Annotated in this window: 11 protein-coding genes and 1 tRNA gene; 4 read left to right on the top strand and 8 right to left on the bottom strand. The window is 66.4% G+C overall.

All coding sequences use genetic code 11. From position 1 onward, the window contains the following. Positions 1–100: 100 nt before the first annotated feature. The 4 genes from HWN72_RS15560 to HWN72_RS15575 all read right to left on the bottom strand — a co-directional run bounded on the left by HWN72_RS15560 (position 101) and on the right by HWN72_RS15575 (position 4,916). The gene (locus HWN72_RS15560; RefSeq protein ID WP_036525814.1) at positions 101–361 is read right to left on the bottom strand and encodes a hypothetical protein; all 261 of its coding nucleotides are present in this window, start codon (positions 359–361) and stop codon (positions 101–103) included. A gap of 166 nt (positions 362–527) precedes the next feature. Next, positions 528–1,820, bottom strand: coding sequence for an amidohydrolase family protein (locus tag HWN72_RS15565; RefSeq protein ID WP_069708518.1), 1,293 nt, complete (start codon positions 1,818–1,820; stop codon positions 528–530). Further along, positions 1,817–3,199 carry an amidohydrolase gene (locus HWN72_RS15570; RefSeq protein WP_211150656.1) on the bottom strand — a complete coding sequence of 461 codons (1,383 nt, stop codon included), beginning with the start codon at positions 3,197–3,199 and terminating at the stop codon, positions 1,817–1,819. The genes HWN72_RS15565 and HWN72_RS15570 overlap by 4 nt, the downstream gene beginning before the upstream one ends. Before the next feature lie 64 nt (positions 3,200–3,263). Beyond that, entirely contained in the window at positions 3,264–4,916 is a 1,653-nt protein-coding gene (locus tag HWN72_RS15575) for a peptide MFS transporter (RefSeq protein WP_211150657.1), read from the bottom strand. A gap of 317 nt (positions 4,917–5,233) precedes the next feature. Here HWN72_RS15575 and HWN72_RS15580 point away from each other — a divergent pair, with 317 nt between their 5' ends. From HWN72_RS15580 to HWN72_RS15590, 3 genes are all read left to right on the top strand, one after another. After that, the gene (locus HWN72_RS15580) at positions 5,234–5,518 is read left to right on the top strand and encodes an integration host factor subunit beta (protein ID WP_036525893.1); all 285 of its coding nucleotides are present in this window, start codon (positions 5,234–5,236) and stop codon (positions 5,516–5,518) included. 69 nt (positions 5,519–5,587) lie between these two features. After that, a tRNA-Leu gene (locus tag HWN72_RS15585) sits at positions 5,588–5,671 on the top strand. Between the two features lie 166 nt (positions 5,672–5,837). Beyond that, entirely contained in the window at positions 5,838–6,452 is a 615-nt protein-coding gene (locus HWN72_RS15590) for a PilZ domain-containing protein (RefSeq protein WP_211150658.1), read from the top strand. Here the strand turns inward: HWN72_RS15590 and HWN72_RS15595 are convergent. Both HWN72_RS15595 and HWN72_RS15600 read right to left on the bottom strand, forming a co-directional pair. Continuing rightward, positions 6,449–7,693, bottom strand: a complete 1,245-nt coding sequence (locus HWN72_RS15595) for an ABC transporter permease (RefSeq protein WP_211150659.1) — start codon at positions 7,691–7,693, stop codon at positions 6,449–6,451. The genes HWN72_RS15590 and HWN72_RS15595 overlap by 4 nt on opposite strands. Further along, complete coding sequence (locus HWN72_RS15600; protein WP_051586835.1) at positions 7,690–8,682, bottom strand: ABC transporter ATP-binding protein; 993 nt, start codon at positions 8,680–8,682, stop codon at positions 7,690–7,692. The genes HWN72_RS15595 and HWN72_RS15600 overlap by 4 nt, the downstream gene beginning before the upstream one ends. 79 nt (positions 8,683–8,761) lie before the next feature. On the opposite strand from HWN72_RS15600, the gene queG reads away from it, so the two are divergent. Continuing rightward, positions 8,762–9,802 carry a tRNA epoxyqueuosine(34) reductase QueG gene (gene queG / locus HWN72_RS15605; RefSeq protein ID WP_211150660.1) on the top strand — a complete coding sequence of 347 codons (1,041 nt, stop codon included), beginning with the start codon at positions 8,762–8,764 and terminating at the stop codon, positions 9,800–9,802. Between the two features lie 109 nt (positions 9,803–9,911). On the opposite strand, the gene HWN72_RS15610 is transcribed toward queG, so the two are convergent. Together HWN72_RS15610 and HWN72_RS15615 are read right to left on the bottom strand one after the other, a co-directional pair. Further along, positions 9,912–11,138, bottom strand: a complete 1,227-nt coding sequence (locus HWN72_RS15610) for an NAD(P)/FAD-dependent oxidoreductase (RefSeq protein ID WP_211150661.1) — start codon at positions 11,136–11,138, stop codon at positions 9,912–9,914. Between the two features lie 93 nt (positions 11,139–11,231). After that, the gene (locus tag HWN72_RS15615; protein ID WP_211150662.1) at positions 11,232–12,224 is read right to left on the bottom strand and encodes an LLM class flavin-dependent oxidoreductase; all 993 of its coding nucleotides are present in this window, start codon (positions 12,222–12,224) and stop codon (positions 11,232–11,234) included. Between the last annotated feature and the right edge of the window lie 5 nt (positions 12,225–12,229).

The following is a 12,229-nucleotide window of genomic DNA, read 5'->3' on the forward strand; positions in this document are numbered from 1 at the left end:
TTCGTCATTCCCGCGAAAGTGGGAGCTCAACTGATGCCCGGGCAACACAAGCCGTCAGGAGATGGGTTCCCGCCTTCGCGGGAATGACGATAAAGGTTGGCTAGCTGCCGTTCGGCCTATCGCGCCAAGAACGGACTTTTGCGATCAGCAGATTGACGCACAAGGCAAGTCCGATTGCGACCGCAATTACAGCCCCCATCATGATCCACATGGGTGTGTAGTCGCCAACGCAGGGCGGTTTCCGTCCTTCGCACCCGCCACCGCCCATGATGCTCGCGATGAACAAGATAAATGCGATAGGAGTCATCAGCACAAAAGCGGTGAGACACCCCCAGTTCGTTGGACGGTTTGCGTAGCTCATTCTGCGATCCTGACTGGCGAGGTTACTGTCCGCAATGGCGGCGAAAGCTGCCGTGGCGCCTCTGACAACTGCCGCAGGCCATCAATATGCACGCAGCCCCGCCTCACGCGCGACGACGCCAGTAACGGGGTGCAGGGGGCGATGGCCCCCTGCCTTACCTTCTCTCTTACCAGTCGTAGGCTTTGGGCAGATAGGTCTCGTCCAGATCCTTGTACCGTTCGCGCAGCCGCGCCTGATGGCTGTCCACGGGCTGCTTCACCCCGTCGATCCACACCGAGACCGGCGCGGAAGACAATTCGAGCGGGTCGCCGTCCCACAGCACCACGTCGCCCGCCGCGCCGGGGGCGAGCACCCCGGCTTTTCCGCCGAAGCCGCTGATCTCGGCCGGGATCGAGGTGATCGCCGCCAGTGCTTCGCCCCAGGTGAGGCCCGAAGCGCCGGGGATCTTCGTCAGGGCGACGAGGTTGCCGGCCTGCTGCGGGGCGTTGCGGGGCTGGTCCATGCCCATGAACATGCCGATGGCGACCTTGACGCCGGCCTTCTTCATGCGGCCGACGTTGGACATGGTGGCGGCCAGCGTCTCGAAGGTGGCGGGCAGGTCGCGCATCGGCATCGTCACGACGGGAACGCCCGCCGCCGCGATCTCAGGCGCGACGAGCCAGCCTTCGGTGGCGCCGACGAGGACGAGGTCGAGCCTGGGAAACTCGGCCTTGAGCGCGAGGACGCCGCGGATGTCCGAGGCGCGTTCGACGCCGACGTAGAGGGTCTGCGTGCCGTCTATAACTTTCGCCAGCGCGGCGGCGTCGGCGCGGGTCAGCAGGACGTCGCCCTGTCGCTGCGCGCCTACCGGCAGCGCGGCGACTTCGCGGGCTTCGCGCAGGGCGTTGCGCAGCGCGGTGTGCGCCGCGACGCGGCTGCCGCCGGAGAGACGCGCGCCCGATTCGCCAAGCTCCACGTACTGGAACGCGCGCGGCTTCATGACGATCGCCGCGTCCTGGCCGAGGTCGATCACGGCGCCTTGTCCGGCGAAGATCGAGGCTCCGTTCATCGGCGCGACGCTGGCGCGGGTGACGCCCCCTTCGCGGCTGACGGCGATGTGTTCGCTGGAAGGGTTGAGCGCGGTGGCGACGTCGAGCGCGGCGTTGAAGGGGGACTTTTCGGCCGAGGTGTCGTTGCTGTCGTCGACCGCTTCGACGTCCCACAGGCCGAGGTCGGTGACGGCGGAGAACAGGCCCGGTGTGACCCACTTGCCCGTCCCGTCGATCACTTGGGTGCCGCCCGGTGCCGCCGTGTCCCGTCCTACCGAAACGATCTTTCCAGCCCGGACGACGACGGTTGCGTGTTCGATCGGGGCGCTGCCGTCGCCGGTGCCGACGGTCGCGTTGGTAATGGCAAAATCCTGAGCGGAAACGGAAATCGGCGCGGCGCCGAGAAGGATGGCGAGGATCAGGCGATTCATTTCACGTCTCCTTCGCCGGGCTGGCCAAGCTCGAAATCGCTGACCGGCTTTCGCTTGGGGTCATCGGCGTCGTAGAGCAGCGCGCCATCCGACCAGACCTTCTCCGGGCGCGAATAGACCGACAGCGGGTTGCCGTTCCAGAGCACCACGTCGGCCATCTTCCCGGCCTCCAGACTGCCGGTTTTCTCGCCGATTCCCATGGCCTTGGCGGCATTGTAGGTGAACCAGCCGACGACCTGCCCGTCGGGCACGTCCACCCCGATCCGCCTGCCTGCCGCCTGCGCGCGCGCCGCCGCCTGATTGAGCCGCTGAATGCCGTTCTCGTCATCGGAATGGATCACCACGCAGGCCCCCTGCTTGGCCAAAAGCGCCGCGTTTTCAGGGATTCCGTCGTAGGCTTCCATCTTGAAGCCGTACCAGTCCGCCCAGATCGCGGCGCAGACGTCGTTGGCCTTGAGCAGGTCGCCGATCTTGTAAGCCTCTACCGCGTGGTGGAAGGCGGTGACCTTGTAGCCCATCTCCTTGGCCATATCGAGGACCTGCGCCATCTCGTCGGCGCGATAGCAATGATTCTGAACGAGAATCTCGCCCTTCAGCACGCCTTCGAGGGTGTCCTTGCCGAGATCGCGATCGGCATGGTCACCCTCCATATACTTCTTCGCATCGATCCACGCCTGCCGGTCGACCGAGAAATTCCCCATGCGAGTCATGGGCTTCTGGTTCCTGGCGCCATAGACCCGCTTGGGATTCTCGCCGCAGGCCATCTTCAGCGAATAGGGCGCCCCGGGGTACTTCATGCCCTGCACGGTGCGGCTGGGCACGTTCTTGAGCGTCACCGCCCGCCCGCCGATGAGGTTGCCGGAACCGGGGAGAATCTGCAGCGTGGTGACGCCGCCATTGATGAGCGCCCGCGTGAAACCGGGGTCCTGCGGCCAGACCGAATGCTCGGCCCAGACGTCCGGCGTGGTCGGGCTGGTCATCTCGTTGCCATCCGACAGCGCATCGACCGAAGGGCTGGGATAGACGCCGAGGTGCGAGTGGATGTCGATCACGCCCGGCGTCACGAACTTGCCGGAGCCGTCCACGCGATCGTAACCGGCCGGAATCGCTAGGTCCGCCGCCCCGACGGCGACGACTTTGCCGTTCTCGAACAGGACGGTGCCGTTGTCGATCCGCCCACCGCGCCCGTCATAGACCGTCGCGCCGACCAGCGCCGTCGGCCGGCCCGGATAGGGCTTGTAAGTCGAAGCATAGGGTGCTGGTCCGGACTTCGCGTCCTTGTCCTTCTTCTTCGCATCGGCGGCCTGCGTGGTCATCACGAGAGCGGCGCTCATGGCCAGGCCACACAGCAGACGCCGCTTCCAAGGCGTTTCCCTCATTGGCAATTTCCCCTGTTGCAATACGAAACCGGCCCGGGGAGCATCCCGGGCCGGTCAGTCATTCTCAGTGCCTGATGGTCGGGTGGAGGCCCGCTTCCTGTGCCTCCAGCCCGATCCCGGCCTGCCCCTCAAGGTCGGCGTCCATGCCCCGATCCGCCAGCGTGTCGAGGTGCATCCAGCGTCTGACCAGCGGCGAGACCGCCAGCACCACGACCGCCACGCCCAGCGTGATCCAGCCGATCTTCGAATAGATCGAGAGGGTCAGCGCCTTGTCCATGGTGCCGCTTTCGCCGCCGGTGGCCTCGCCGATCTTGCCCGCCACGAAGTTGCCCACGGCGGTCATGTAGAACCACGCGCCCATGATGAAGCTGCCCAGATGCAGCGGCGCCAGGCGCGTCATCGCCGAGAGCCCCACGGGCGACAGGCACAGCTCGCCGGTCGTGTGCAGCATGTAGATCAGGAACACGAAGACCACCGAGGTCATCACCGCCGGATCGCCGGTTCCCGCACCCCATACGAAGACGAGGAAGCCGAGGCCGACCTGCGCCAGCGCCAGTGCGAACTTGGCAGGTGCGCTGGGCTCAAGGCCCTTCTTGCCGAGCCAGGCCCACAGGCCCGCGAAAATGGGGCCGAACAGCACGATGTAGATCGGGTTGATCGACTGGAAGAGGCTGGTCGGCACTCCGCCGCGATCGACGAACTTGTCGGTATAGAGGCTGAGGCTGCCGCCTGCCTGCTCGAACAGGCCCCAGAAGATCGGGTTGAGCGCGATCAGGAACAGGATCGCGAAGATACGCTCGCGCGGTTCCTTGGGCAGCTTGAACGCTTCATAGAGCGTATAGGCCAGCATCGCGACGCCCGAGACCATCAGCAGGGTCTGGATCACGGAGACGTACTGGATCAGGAACCAGATCACCCCCACCGAGGCGATGGCAATGCCATAGAGCACGAACTCGCGGTTCTTCGTCAGCGGCTTGGGCGGCTCACCCCGGCCCTTGAGCGCAGGGCGACCGAGCACGAAGATGACGAGGCCCAGCAGCATGCCGATGCCCGCAAGGCCGAAGCCCCACGACCAGCCGATCGTCTCGCCCAGATAGCCGACGAGGATCGTGCCCAGCGTCGCGCCGGTGTTCACGCCCATGTAGAAGATCGTGTAGGCCGCGTCGCGCCGGGTGTCGGTCATCTTGTAGAGCTGCCCGACGATCACCGAGATGTTCGCCTTGAGGAAGCCCGAACCGACGATGATGAGCGCCAGCGCCAGCCAGAACACGTTGATCGCCGGGTCGGCCTGCTTCGTCGCCGGGTCGGTGACGCCCTGCAGGCCCTCGTAGGCCATAAACAGGTGGCCCACCGCGAGCACGATGCCGCCGAACAGCACGGCCTTCCTCTGCCCCAGCCAGCGGTCGGCGATGTAGCCACCCAGTACCGGGGTGATGTAGACGAGGCTGGTATAGGCCCCGTAGATCAGGTTCGACTGACCATCGGAGAACAGCCAGAACTTGACGAGGTAGAGGATCAGCAGCGCCCGCATGCCGTAATAGGAGAAACGCTCCCACATCTCGGCATAGAACAGCACGAAGAGGCCGCGAGGGTGGCCGGCGAATTCCTCGCTCTTGCGGGTGGCGATGATGCCGCCCACGGCGAGCACGGCGAAGAGGAAGACCGCGCCCGCGGCGCCGATCCAGTCCCCTTCCGTCCAGAGTGACATGTCTTTCATGGTGCTGATGCCTTCGCGCCCTGAATGTTTGTATATTGTTTCTTGGTCCCGCGGGCCACCGGCCGCGCGTGAAGGAACAGGAGGTTAGCGCGCTATTTTCCCCTGTAAATGGGGCGAGGCCGCCACGGATGGGGCTTGTCCCACGCTCAAATGATCACTTTTGCGCATCTCACGCGAGGCATTGCGCGAAGCGCACGCTGGTGGCATTTTCACGACAGGCCATGGGGAGGCCAGACGTAATTTTCTGTTTCGGTGCGCGGGTGAACAATTTTTAACACCCTGCCGCCATGGGCACGCTTTTTTGGGGGAAAGTCGCGATGATCAGGTCCGAACTGCTTCAGGTACTGGGCAAGGACAACCCGGAACTGCGTGCCGAGGACGTCGAACGTGCCGTCGATACCTTCTTCGAGGAGATCAGCCAGCGCCTCGCCGACGGCGGGCGCGTGGAACTGCGCGGGTTCGGCGCCTTCTCCACCCGCCACCGCGACGGCCGCAAGGGCCGCAACCCGCGCACCGGCGAAAGCGTCGAAGTGCCGGAAAAGCGCGTCCCCTACTTCAAGCCCGGCAAGGAAATGCGCGTCCGCCTCAACGTCGGGGAATAGAAGACCACGTTCAGAAGATTGCGCCGCCGCTCACAGGCGGCTAGACGCTGCCACGCCCAGCCGGGCCGTGCGGGCGTGGCGGAATGGTAGACGCTGCGGACTTAAAATCCGCTTGGGATTCCAGTGCGGGTTCGAGTCCCGCCGCCCGCACCAGATTTTCGATACCGACGAATACTGCGCATTTATTCGGCGAGCGATTTTGTTCAATCGTTTGCGTTTACAAATGCGTAACTTGAGAACTGGTATCAATTACTAAGTACCCACCTTCCATGGTATCGTCCGGACGCCACGGCTTGGGTACTTAGGGGTGATCTTTCGCATGTCCTTCCCGGAAAGCCTGTCCGCCGGCAGCAAGCCGAGCTACGAGGACCAGCGCGCCAGTCCGCGCTTCGCCTTGCTGCTGCGCGCCGCGAAGCTGATCGGGGCACATGGCGAATACCTTTGCATCGTGCGCGACGTGTCCGAGACCGGCGTGAAGCTGCGCCTGTTCCACTCGCTCGCCGCCGAACGCCGCCTTGCGCTGGAAAGCGCGGCCGGGGATCGGCTTGCGGTCGAGAAGGTCTGGGAGAACGGCGGGGAAGCGGGCTTCCGCTTCGACGTCCCGATCGAGGTCCAGCGCTTCATCGCCGAGGCCGGGCCCTACCCCAAGCGCCCGATCCGCGTCTGCGTCGGCCATCCGGTGCAGGTGACGATCGCGGGGGAAACTTCGGTCGCCAAGGTGCGCGATCTCTCGCGCCAGGGCGCCGGAATCGAGACCGAACATTATCTCGCGATCGGGCAGCATTTGCGCATCGGCTCCGCCCTCATGCCCGAATTCGAGGCCACCGTATGCTGGCGCCGGCACCCCTCCTACGGCATCGTCTTCCGGCAGTTGATGAGCCTCGAGGAACTGGCGGTCCGCGCCTTCCACATGCAGGAAGCGGGCGCCCGCTAGCCTTCGGAAACGACGCGCCGCCACCACTTGCGACCTGCCCCCTGTGGCCCCGACTTCATCGCCCGCCTGCGGAACAGCATCGAGCCGCCGCGAACCAGCACCACCACCCACATCACCTGCCACCCAAGCGCCGCGACATGCGGCCAGAGCGCCGGTTCCTGCGCGGCGCGGGCCAGCATCGCGAAGGGCGAGCTGAACGGCAGGACCACCGCCAGCATCTCGACCGCGCTGCCCGGCTGGGTCATCGCGTAAGTGGCGAAGAAGAACAGCATGAGCTGCATCATCGTCACCGGCATCGACAGCGTCTGCACCTCGCGCACCGTGTTCGCCAGCGAGCCGATCGCGAGGAACACCGAGCCCAGCAGCAGGTAGGCCATCGCGAAGTAGATCACCCCAAGCCCGACCAGCATCGGCCAGCCGACCGCCGGTTCCGGCAGCGCCACGAGCGATCCCGCCGACAGGTAGATCGCTCCGCCGACGCTACCCCACACCGCGATGCCGACCAGCGACACTCCGAGCATGGCGAAGAGCTTGCCGAAGAACACCGACTCCATCGGGATCGCGGCGGCCAGCACCTCGATGATCTTGTTGCCCTTTTCCTCGACGAGGTTGGACAGGACCATGCCAGCCAGCATCATCGTCAGCAGGAACAGCAAGGTCTGCGCGCCCTGCGCCGTACGCAGGCGGCTGCGCGAATCGCCCGGCACCGCCACCGAGGTCCTGGCCAGCTTCACCTGCGGCCAAAATGCCAGAGATCCGTCACGAACCTCGGCCGCGATCAGTGCGACATCGCCCCGCCAGTCCTTGATGAGCGGTCCCGGCCCGGTCAGCACCGGCGCGGCGGGAGAGCCCGACAGCACGCCCGCGAAAGCACCCTTGCGTGACGCCAGCACCACACCCGGATCGGCCTGCTCGGCCGGGGTCAGGTCCTTGACCACATGCATGTCCGGCAGGCCGCCTCCGAGCCGGTCGGCCAGTGCATCGCGGGCACGGACCATCGCCTTCGCGTCGGCCTCGGCCATGACCACGCCGATCGCGGGCGCCTCGCCGCTCTGATCGACGCGCTGGCCGACGCTGCCCGCCAGCAGTCCGACGATCACCGGGAACAGCGGACCGAGCAGGAAGAAAAAGAACGTGCGCGAGAACAGGATCGCGGTGAAGTCGCGCCGGGCCACTACCCAGGCGGCAGCCAGCATCGACAGGCGGCCGCGATGGCCGGGCGCGGAAAGATCGAAGTTCATCGGCGCGGCTCCTCGGGCTTTTCCGCTTCGAGAGCGCGGGCAGCAGCCTCCCCGGCGATGGCGACGAAGGCATCGTGCAGTCCAGCGCGCTCGATGGACAGCGACAGGATGCCCGCCTCCCCCGCGATCAGCGCGCGCAGCAGCGGTTCGATCCCGCCTTCGGGCAGCGCGAAGTGCCAGTACCGCCCCTCGCGCCGCGAATCGGTCGGCAAGGCAGCGCGCCACAGCCCCTCGTCGGCCTGCGTTTCGAGCCGGACCTGCGCGGGGATGCGATCGCGCGCGACGTCGACCGGCCCCGCGAACGGGACGCGACCTCCCGCGATGATCGCGACCTCGTCGCACAGGCGCTCGGCATGCGCGATGACGTGGGTGGAGAAGATCACGGTCGTGCCGTCCTCCGCCAGACCGCGCATCATCGCCTCCAGCTTGCCCTGGTTGAGCGCATCGAGGCCGGAGAACGGCTCGTCGAAGATGACCAGGCGCGGGCGATGAACCAGCGTGCCAAGGATCTGCACCTGCTGCGCCATGCCTTTGGAAAGCTGGCGGATCTGACGATCCGCGGCATATCCGAGGCCATGCCGTTCGAGCAGTTCGTGCGCGCGGCGGCGGCCTTCCTTCAGCGGCAGGCCCCGCAGCGCGCCGAGAAAGGCGATCGCCTCCGTCGCCTTCATGGACGGGTAGAGGCCGCGCTCCTCGGGCAGGTAGCCGATGGCGTGGGCGACGTCGTGCGGCCGCTCGGCGCCGAGAATGCGGCGGTAGCCCGAATCGGGCTCGATGATACCCAGCAGCATGCGCAGCGTCGTCGTCTTGCCCGCACCGTTGGGGCCGAGGATGCCGTAGACCGAGCCCTGCGGCACCGAGAGGTCGACACCGCCCACGGCAGTGGTCCCCTCGAACCGCTTGACGAGCCCCCGCGCCTCGATCGCCAGGGGGCAATCGAAACCTGACACATTGCCGGTCAACCGAGGATCTCCTACTTGCGCATCCATGAAGCCCCCTGGGTCTAGCACGTGCGCCCCTGATGGCGCAGTCCCGGTTAAGACCGCCCTAAGCAATTTTGCCGAGGCGGTGGAGGGAGAGGCGCGCGCTCTCGGCTTCTGCGCCTTCGGCGTGGCTTCGGCCGCGACGGACGAGGACCGTGCGGCGCGGCTTGACGCCTGGCTGGCGGCAGGGATGCACGGCTCGATGGGCTGGATGGAGGAGCGCGCGCACCATCGCCGCAGTCCGCAGGGGCTCTGGCCCGAAGCCCGCAGCGTCATCGCGCTGGGCATGAGCTATGCGCCAGCCACCGACCCGCTAAGGCTGGCGGAGGAAGGAGGGATCGGGCGGATTTCGACGTATGCGCAAGGCGCCGATTATCACGACACGGTGAAGAAGGCGCTCAAGAACCTTGCCCGCTGGATGGTGAGCGAGGGGGACAAACGCGGGCTGGGGCCGGTCGGGGTGAAAGTCTTCACCGACACCGCGCCGGTGATGGAAAAGCCGCTCGCCGCTGCCGCAGGGCTCGGCTGGCAGGGCAAGCATACCAATGTCGTCAGCCGCGAACATGGATCATGGCTGTTCCTCGGCGAGATCTACACGACACTGGACCTGCCGCTCTCGGCCCCGGCGCGCGATCGCTGCGGATCGTGCCGGGCCTGCCAGGACGCTTGCCCGACCGATGCCTTCCCGGCGCCCTACCGCCTCGATGCGCGGCGCTGCGTCAGCTACCTCACCATCGAGCACAAGGGGCCGGTGCCCGAGGACATGCGCGAGGGGCTGGGCAACCGCATCTACGGCTGTGATGACTGCCTCGCGGTCTGCCCGTGGAACAAGTTCGCCGAGACGGCGCATACGATGAAAGCGTTCCTGCCGCGCGCGGAACTGACGGCGCCGGAGCTGGCGGATCTGCTCACGCTGGACGATGCGGGGTTTCGCAAGCTGTTCTCGGGAAGTCCGATCAAGCGGATCGGGCGGGACCGGTTCGTGCGCAACTGCCTCTATGCGGCGGGCAACAGCGGCCGGAAGGTGCTGCTGGCGCAGGTGGAGCCGCTGCTGGCGGATGCAGACGATGCCGTTGCAGATGCGGCACGATGGGCGAGAGGCAAGCTGACGTCGTCCCGGACTTGATCCGGAACCGGTGGCGGTCTTTAGGCGCGACCTCGGGTAAAGGCGCCCTGCCGACAGCAAGGCGGTTCAAGGCCAGCGGTCCCGGATCGGGTCCGGGACGACGCCATTGTCAGACCAGTTCCTTGAGCGGCACGCCCGCGTCGGCGAGGCGCTCGACGTCCGGCGTGGCGCCCGCTTCCACCAGCTTTCGGCCCTGCACGTAGTCCTTGACCATGTTCACGCAGTCCAGCGCCACGACCTTGCCCTGCTTGAGATAGACTACCGAGAAGCTGCGCCCCTCGACGTCGCCGCGCGTCACCGTCTGGTCGAAGCCCATGTTGATCCCCGCCGTCTGCAGCTTGAGATCATACTGGTTCGACCAGAACCAAGGGAACGCCTTGTAAGGCTTTTCGTCCCCGCAGATCGCCTTGGCCACGCACGTCGCCATGTCGTTGGCGTTCTGCACCGATTCCACGCGCATCACCGTGCCGCCTGCATAATCGCAGGCGAAGGCCGCGCAGTCGCCGATCGCGTAGATGTCCGGCAGCGAGGTGCGGCAGAACTCGTCCACGTCCACGCCGTTTGCGCCCGAGGCACCCGCCACGATCAGCGGGCCGACGGCGGGCACGATGCCGATGCCGACGATCACCGCCTCGGCCGGGATCACCTCGCCGTCGACCAGCTTCACGCCCGTTACCCGGTGGCCGTCGCCTTCGAGACATTCCACCGCAACGCCGGTGCGCAGATCGACGCCGTGGTCGCGGTGTTCCTTCTGATAGAACTCGGACAGTTCCTCACCCGCGACGCGCGCCAGCACGCGCGGCAGGGCTTCGAGCAGGACCACGCTCAGCCCCATCTTCGACAGCACCGCCGCCGCCTCGAGCCCGATGTAGCCGCCGCCGATGACGACGATGTTCTTCGTCCCCGCATCGACTTCGGCCATCAGCGTGTCGCAGTCCTCGCGGGTGCGCACCGCGTGGACGCCCGCCAGATCGGCGCCGCCGCACGAGAGGCGGCGCGGATCGCCGCCGGTCGCCCAGACCAGCTTGCCGTAGCCGAAGGTCGTGCCGTTCGAGAGCGTAAGTTCCTTCGCCTCTGCGTCCACCTTGGTGACTTCGGTGGAGAGCTTGAAGGTCACCTCCTTCTCGGCCCAGAACGTCGGCGGGCGGATGTAGAGACGATCGAAGGTCTTCTCGCGCGCGAAGTATTCCTTCGAAAGCGGCGGCCGCTCGTAAGGATGCTCCGGCTCGCGGCCGATGACGGTGATGGTTCCGGTGAACCCGTTCTGGCGCAGGGCGAGCGCACATTGCGCTCCCCCATGTCCCGCTCCCACGATGACGACGTCTGATTTTTCCATGGCGCGTTGAGTTCCGCAATTTAACCGCGCGGTCAATGCCCCAGACGAAATCTAGTTACCCCGACAGCCAACATCGCATTGCTGGACAAACGTTCAGCCTACAGGCTGCTTCATCGCGTCCATCGTCAGTTCCAGCGAGCGAATCTGCGCCTCGGGATCATACGTGGCGATGCTGACGATCAGCTCGTCCGCCTGCGTGCGGGCGACGAAGTCCTCGATCCCCTTCCGCACCGTCGCCGGGCTGCCGACCGCGCTGACCGAGCGCACCTGCTCCAGCATCGCCTGCGCCGCGCCGGGAAGACCGGCGCGGTAATCGCGTACCGGCGGCTTCAGGCGGCCCGGATTGCCCGAGCGCAGCGCCACGAAGCTCTGGTCGGTTGAAGAGGACAGGTAGACCGCCTCCTCGTCCGTATCGGCGGCGACCACGTTGATCGCGGCCATGAAGTGCGGCTTGGACAGCGTCTCGGATGGCTCAAACCGCTCACGGTATACCCGCGCGGCATCATCCAGCGCGGCGGGCGCGAAGTGCGAGGCAAAGGCGTAAGGCAGGCCCAGCATCGCCGCCAGCTGCGCGCCGAACAGGCTGGAGCCGAGAATCCACATCTCGACATCCGCCCCCGCAGCCTGAGGCGAAGGAACGCCGCCCGCCGCCTGCCCCTGGAACCGGGCACGCAGTTCCACCACGTCGTTGGGGAAGCGCTCGGACGCGGCGTGGATGTCCTTGCGCAGCGCATGGGCCAACCGCCCGTCGGCGCCCGGCGCGCGGCCGAGACCGAGATCGACGCGGCCGGGGAACAGCGCCGCCAGCGTGCCGAACTGCTCGGAGATCACGTAAGGCGTGTGGTTGGGCAGCATGATGCCACCCGCGCCAATGCGGATCGTGCTGGTCGCATTGCCGAGATGCGCGAGCACCACCGAGGTCGCGCCGCCCGCGATGCCGTCCATGCCGTGATGCTCGGCCACCCAGTAGCGCCGGTATCCCGCGCGCTCGGCCGCCTGCGCGGTCCGTACGGAGATATCGAGCGCCTCGGCGACAGTGCCGTCTTCGCGGACGGTGACGAGATCGAGGACGGACATCGGGATCATGGGAG

It is taken from the genome of Novosphingobium sp. HR1a (genome assembly GCF_015594425.1).
GTDB classification, from domain to species: domain Bacteria; phylum Pseudomonadota; class Alphaproteobacteria; order Sphingomonadales; family Sphingomonadaceae; genus Novosphingobium; species Novosphingobium resinovorum_A.

Coding starts and splice junctions, on each gene's coding strand:
- HWN72_RS15560 (WP_036525814.1), bottom strand. CDS start 361: ATGAGCTACGCAAACCGTCCAACGAACTGGGGGTGTCTCACCGCTTTT.
- HWN72_RS15565 (WP_069708518.1), bottom strand. CDS start 1,820: ATGAATCGCCTGATCCTCGCCATCCTTCTCGGCGCCGCGCCGATTTCC.
- HWN72_RS15570 (WP_211150656.1), bottom strand. CDS start 3,199: ATGAGGGAAACGCCTTGGAAGCGGCGTCTGCTGTGTGGCCTGGCCATG.
- HWN72_RS15575 (WP_211150657.1), bottom strand. CDS start 4,916: ATGAAAGACATGTCACTCTGGACGGAAGGGGACTGGATCGGCGCCGCG.
- HWN72_RS15580 (WP_036525893.1), top strand. CDS start 5,234: ATGATCAGGTCCGAACTGCTTCAGGTACTGGGCAAGGACAACCCGGAA.
- HWN72_RS15590 (WP_211150658.1), top strand. CDS start 5,838: ATGTCCTTCCCGGAAAGCCTGTCCGCCGGCAGCAAGCCGAGCTACGAG.
- HWN72_RS15595 (WP_211150659.1), bottom strand. CDS start 7,693: ATGAACTTCGATCTTTCCGCGCCCGGCCATCGCGGCCGCCTGTCGATG.
- HWN72_RS15600 (WP_051586835.1), bottom strand. CDS start 8,682: ATGGATGCGCAAGTAGGAGATCCTCGGTTGACCGGCAATGTGTCAGGT.
- HWN72_RS15610 (WP_211150661.1), bottom strand. CDS start 11,138: ATGGAAAAATCAGACGTCGTCATCGTGGGAGCGGGACATGGGGGAGCG.
- HWN72_RS15615 (WP_211150662.1), bottom strand. CDS start 12,224: ATGATCCCGATGTCCGTCCTCGATCTCGTCACCGTCCGCGAAGACGGC.